At 38.9% G+C, this 4,343-nt stretch carries 5 protein-coding genes; all 5 read right to left on the bottom strand.

The genetic code is table 11. From position 1 onward, the window contains the following. Positions 1 to 208, bottom strand: a 208-nt coding sequence (locus QT716_RS16185; protein WP_317937200.1) for a hypothetical protein, incomplete at its 3' end; no start/stop codon positions are given. A gap of 301 nt (positions 209 to 509) precedes the next feature. Then, positions 510 to 1,805, bottom strand: coding sequence for a MobV family relaxase (gene mobV / locus QT716_RS16180; RefSeq protein ID WP_317937199.1), 1,296 nt, complete (start codon positions 1,803 to 1,805; stop codon positions 510 to 512). Positions 1,806 to 2,316: 511 nt separating this feature from the next. After that, positions 2,317 to 2,613 carry a TIGR04104 family putative zinc finger protein gene (locus QT716_RS16280; protein ID WP_398293875.1) on the bottom strand — a complete coding sequence of 99 codons (297 nt, stop codon included), beginning with the start codon at positions 2,611 to 2,613 and terminating at the stop codon, positions 2,317 to 2,319. Between the two features lie 464 nt (positions 2,614 to 3,077). Next, complete coding sequence (locus tag QT716_RS16175) at positions 3,078 to 3,284, bottom strand: hypothetical protein (protein ID WP_317937198.1); 207 nt, start codon at positions 3,282 to 3,284, stop codon at positions 3,078 to 3,080. Then, the gene (locus QT716_RS16170) at positions 3,277 to 4,317 is read right to left on the bottom strand and encodes a protein rep (RefSeq protein ID WP_317937201.1); all 1,041 of its coding nucleotides are present in this window, start codon (positions 4,315 to 4,317) and stop codon (positions 3,277 to 3,279) included. The genes QT716_RS16175 and QT716_RS16170 overlap by 8 nt, the downstream gene beginning before the upstream one ends. Positions 4,318 to 4,343: the final 26 nt, after the last annotated feature.

Below are 4,343 nucleotides of genomic sequence, written 5' to 3'. Positions count from 1 at the left end.
CTCGTTTCTTTTTGCCTTTCCAGTCTCGTTCTTTGCCATTTGCATCTACATCCTTGAGTATTTCTAAGCCATTATCCTGATAGCTACTTGATTCCAGAGGAATATCTGTGCTATCATTCGGGTATGAATTCATAACTAAGCCTCTCTTCAGGAGAGCTAAATAGAAAAAGCCCTCTACTATTTTTTGAAATCTCGACAATTTCATCATAGCAGAAGGCTTTTTTGCTGTCTACCTTTCCAAAGTGACTTGAGACCATACGGCTCTAAGGCTCAACCCTGTTTTTCGCCACTTGAGTTGTTTCTATATGTATCAAGAGAAGTAGGAACCCGTTTTTCGCTCCTCTCAAAACAAGGTCAAAACCAAGATTAAAACCAAATTCAACCCCCTCTCAAAACGCTCAGAAGCCTTTTAAAGCGTTTTAAATGCCAAATACATATAATTCTAAGCAAAATGCTCTTAAAGCCCTCAGAATGAATTATGAGACGCTTCAAGAGCATTCTTTTTAATCTCACCGTTCCATATCGTAAGATTTACTTTTTTTCAGCTTTGTCTGCTGGTTAATCTCTTTGTCTTTTTCTTTCAATCCATCCAATGAAAAATCAGCTGTTTTAACTCGTTTTATAAACTTCTCCAAAAACAGTTTTAATTTATCTATAGCTTTTCCCAACCGATTTTGAGGAATCGTTTGATTGATTTTATTTTCTTCAAGGATTTCAAGCCAATTTAGCCCCTCCGCTTTATCCTTCGGCATGCCATCACGTTCTAAACTATGAAGAATCAAGCGTCCTTTAAATTCCGATTCACTAATTTCTAGATCTGGCTCTTTATCTTCCAAAATGCTTTTATAAACAACCGCATTTCTTTGTTGTTGTATTTTATCGCTTTTAATCAATTGTTTTTCTCGTTCAAGATATGTGTTTTTTTGTTCAAGTCTTTCAACTTTTCCTTCCAGTCCCTTTTTACTTTTCTCCAAATCACCAATTTTATTTTCAGCAACTGATTTATAATTTTCAAATTGATAATCGCTTTTAATACTCGATTTCGCCAATACACCCAAATTCTCATAATCCTTTTTCAGCAAAACAACTACTTCTTTTTTGTTCATGATTCCCACAGTTTTCTTCTCTGCATTTCCATCCACTTTATCAAAAACATCTTTCGGCTTTTTAAATCTTTTCAAATCCGCAGCCATCACTTTTTTCTGTTCTTCAATCTCCGCTGAATGTTTTTTCAACGAATGGATATTCTCAATCCCGATTGTTTTATCATTCAAAATCCCTTCTTGATAAATTTCAGGAATCCGTTCTTTCAAATGTTTGTCTAACTCTGTATGAAAATTTTTCAGCTCTGCTCTCGTCAGCACTTCTTTAGCAGAGACTTTTTCTCGTTCTTTTTTCGCGTCCCAAACGACAGGGATAAAATCAAAATGCATATGTGGGGTCGTTTCATCGTTATGTACATTCGCTGAAATAACGTTCTGCTCGCCACCATACCGGTCAGAAAGAAATTCATAAGTATTCTCAAAGAATGTTCTTTGATGCTCGTGAGATGCATCCTTGAGTGATTCAGGCAATGTTACGACCCACTCACAACATGCCTTTACATCTTTCCGATCCATGCAATAAACTTCGTCCAGTCTTTCATTCATGCGAGAAAGCGTGTCGCCCTCTTTTTCACAGAGGTCATAATTCAAATGTGTGCGTTCATTATCAATATCTTCGTTTGAATGATTTTCGGTTTTTCGGTCTAAATGAATTGATAGTCCTTGCATATTGCCCTTAGTGAATTTTTGAACGTGAGCCATTTCGGACACCTCCATTTTGATTGAGAATAACACATCAGGCGAGAGAACCGAAAACCATTTGGTATAACACGGTATACCAGAATTCTTCTGGACGTGCTCTGCGAGGCAAAAAGCAAGGGAGCAAAACCGCTCCCCCAAGTTCAAAAGCAAAAGACAAGATCATGGGCTTTGCCCAAACCCACGAGGGAAAAGTTTCCCCTCGACCCCCTCCAAAAAACTCCCCCAACCCCCTCACTTTTTGAGGGGGCTCCCTCGCCGGTTGGCAGGTCAAAAGGTGTTGCCTTTTGACGAGCCAAGAGGGTTCGGGTGGAGCGAAATTATCAACTCCTTAAATTCCTTCCGCTGCCGCTTCAGTCAGACATTTACCGTTGACAATTGCCACGCATTTTCTTCTGCAGCAAGTTTCACTTTTGGCCGAAGAAAATAAAAAGAGGTGGCAAATTTGCCACCTCTAAAATATTTACTTATTTCAACAAACAGCGCCCGATTGGCGAAAGAAAATACAACTAGTTCATGCAACCTTGAATTTAACGAAATATGGTACAAACAAAGAACCAATACTAAGTATGGCGAGTCCTACACCCAACGTAGCAAAAAGGTTATTGAAAGGCGAAAAGAAAATGACAAAAAGAAGCATTGGCAAACCAGTAAGCGATACAAAAATCAGCCTACCTTCAAAAGTCAATTTATGTTCTACACCGCAATTATCACATTTAACTGGTTTGTATACCAAACCCAAAAATGCTTTGTAAACTTTACTCCAGCTGAAAGGCATATTACAATTGAGACATTTTCGCAATACCAACACTCCTTTATCGGCATAATGGCCCGTTTGATGCACTGTCCTTATCACGCAAACGCCCCCGAATCTGGAGTAATATCACTTCTTTTCCAGAGCCTTAATAAGTCTTACTAGCCAATATAATGCCACCCACGGAAGAATAAACATTGTAGTCCATTCAATTAACCTTGGAACTAAATAGAATCCATCTACTCCTAGAATACGTAGAGCAAACCAAAGCCCTACCACTATCACTATCGCGATAATTATACTTGTTGTAGTTCCGTCCATTCTTTTTGACCTTTTTGATAATATCCGAATGGCTAGCACAATTAATGCGACAACAGCTATCAGGATAATTAACTTAATCACCGAGATCGTTAAGTATTGCCAATTATTATAAGATCTAATTTCCTCCAAAAAAACACCCCTAGCAGAATCAATAGTATATATTCCTTAATTTGGCCCGTTTGCTGAAATTTAAATTCACATCAAGAATAAGTATTTTCCGAAAGACATTTATCACAAATCTGAATACGCCCGTCTTCATCATTACCAACAATTTTTGTCTTTTTTGGCTGAATCTTTTCGCAAATAAAACAAAGCTTCCGATTCACACCTTTATGCGCAGAAGAATAATGCTCGTGAAATCTTTTACACCCAGGACAGTAATAATATAAATCACCCGGCTTAGTCATTTGTTTTCCTCCTAGAAATAACGTAATTATTCAACCCAACATGCCAATATGCCATCACATCAAGCGCACCATTTGCCAGCTCGTCAGAATCCTCATCAATATGAATCAGATCGCCGTCCTCTGCATCGCTTAACTGCAACTCCTTATGAATTTCCTTCAAAAGACCACCGTAGGAAATAAGCCTTTTATAAGCGAGTGCCTTGTCCAAATCTTTAACCGTCTGAATATTCTCCGGCGTGACCTCATTCCCCCTAATCACGTCCGTGTCTTTTACTGGATACTTGGACACCTCAAAAATTGCATTTTGTTCGAGAATTGTCTTACGTAATTCCTGTTCTACTTCTACGAGATTAGTAGATTCTGCTTTTGGTTTAACCTTCGCCACGTGGACAATAGGTGTGTAATCCAACTGCATCGCACGTTGCCACATGTCTGTCCACTCAGATTGCTTAATATAATTCTTTGAAAAATAATTGGTCGGCACAGCCAATAGCACATGGAAATGAGGATGATACGTGCCATACCATTCACTTTCTTTATCCCAATTTCGAGTAACTTCCATTGCTCGAAAATAACCTCGTACCGATTTTTTAAACTTTGCATAGCCAGCAAACCGATTCCACGCCTTTGTCATTTGGTCCATCGTCGGCTTCAACTCTTCGCCCTCTACATTACGAACCGTCAGCGTGAGAAACACCCATTTCACTTTTTCTCGATCATTGACCGTTTGAATGATCTTCTTGTTTTGAAAAGCGATTTTCAATGACCTTCGCCAGTTACACATTGGGCATAACCTCGCTTTACAAAAATAGGCTTGGTACAGTTTTAACCGTCCATCCTTCATCTTGAACACCAAATAATTTCCACAATCATACATACGTTCCGCTTTCTTCGCTAGTTTCTCTACAGCTGCATGATGTTTCGCCATCAAACGGGCTCGTTTCTTTTTGCCTTTCCAGTCTCGTTCTTTGCCATTTGCATCTACATCCTTGAGTATTTCTAAGCCATTATCCTGATAGCTACTTGATTCCAGAGGAATATCTGTGCTATCATTCGGGT

Source organism: Sporosarcina aquimarina, assembly GCF_033253705.1.
GTDB classification, from domain to species: domain Bacteria; phylum Bacillota; class Bacilli; order Bacillales_A; family Planococcaceae; genus Sporosarcina; species Sporosarcina aquimarina.
This window is presented reverse-complemented; position numbering and strand designations above follow the sequence as displayed.

Coding starts and splice junctions, on each gene's coding strand:
- mobV (WP_317937199.1), bottom strand. CDS start 1,805: ATGGCTCACGTTCAAAAATTCACTAAGGGCAATATGCAAGGACTATCA.
- QT716_RS16175 (WP_317937198.1), bottom strand. CDS start 3,284: ATGACTAAGCCGGGTGATTTATATTATTACTGTCCTGGGTGTAAAAGA.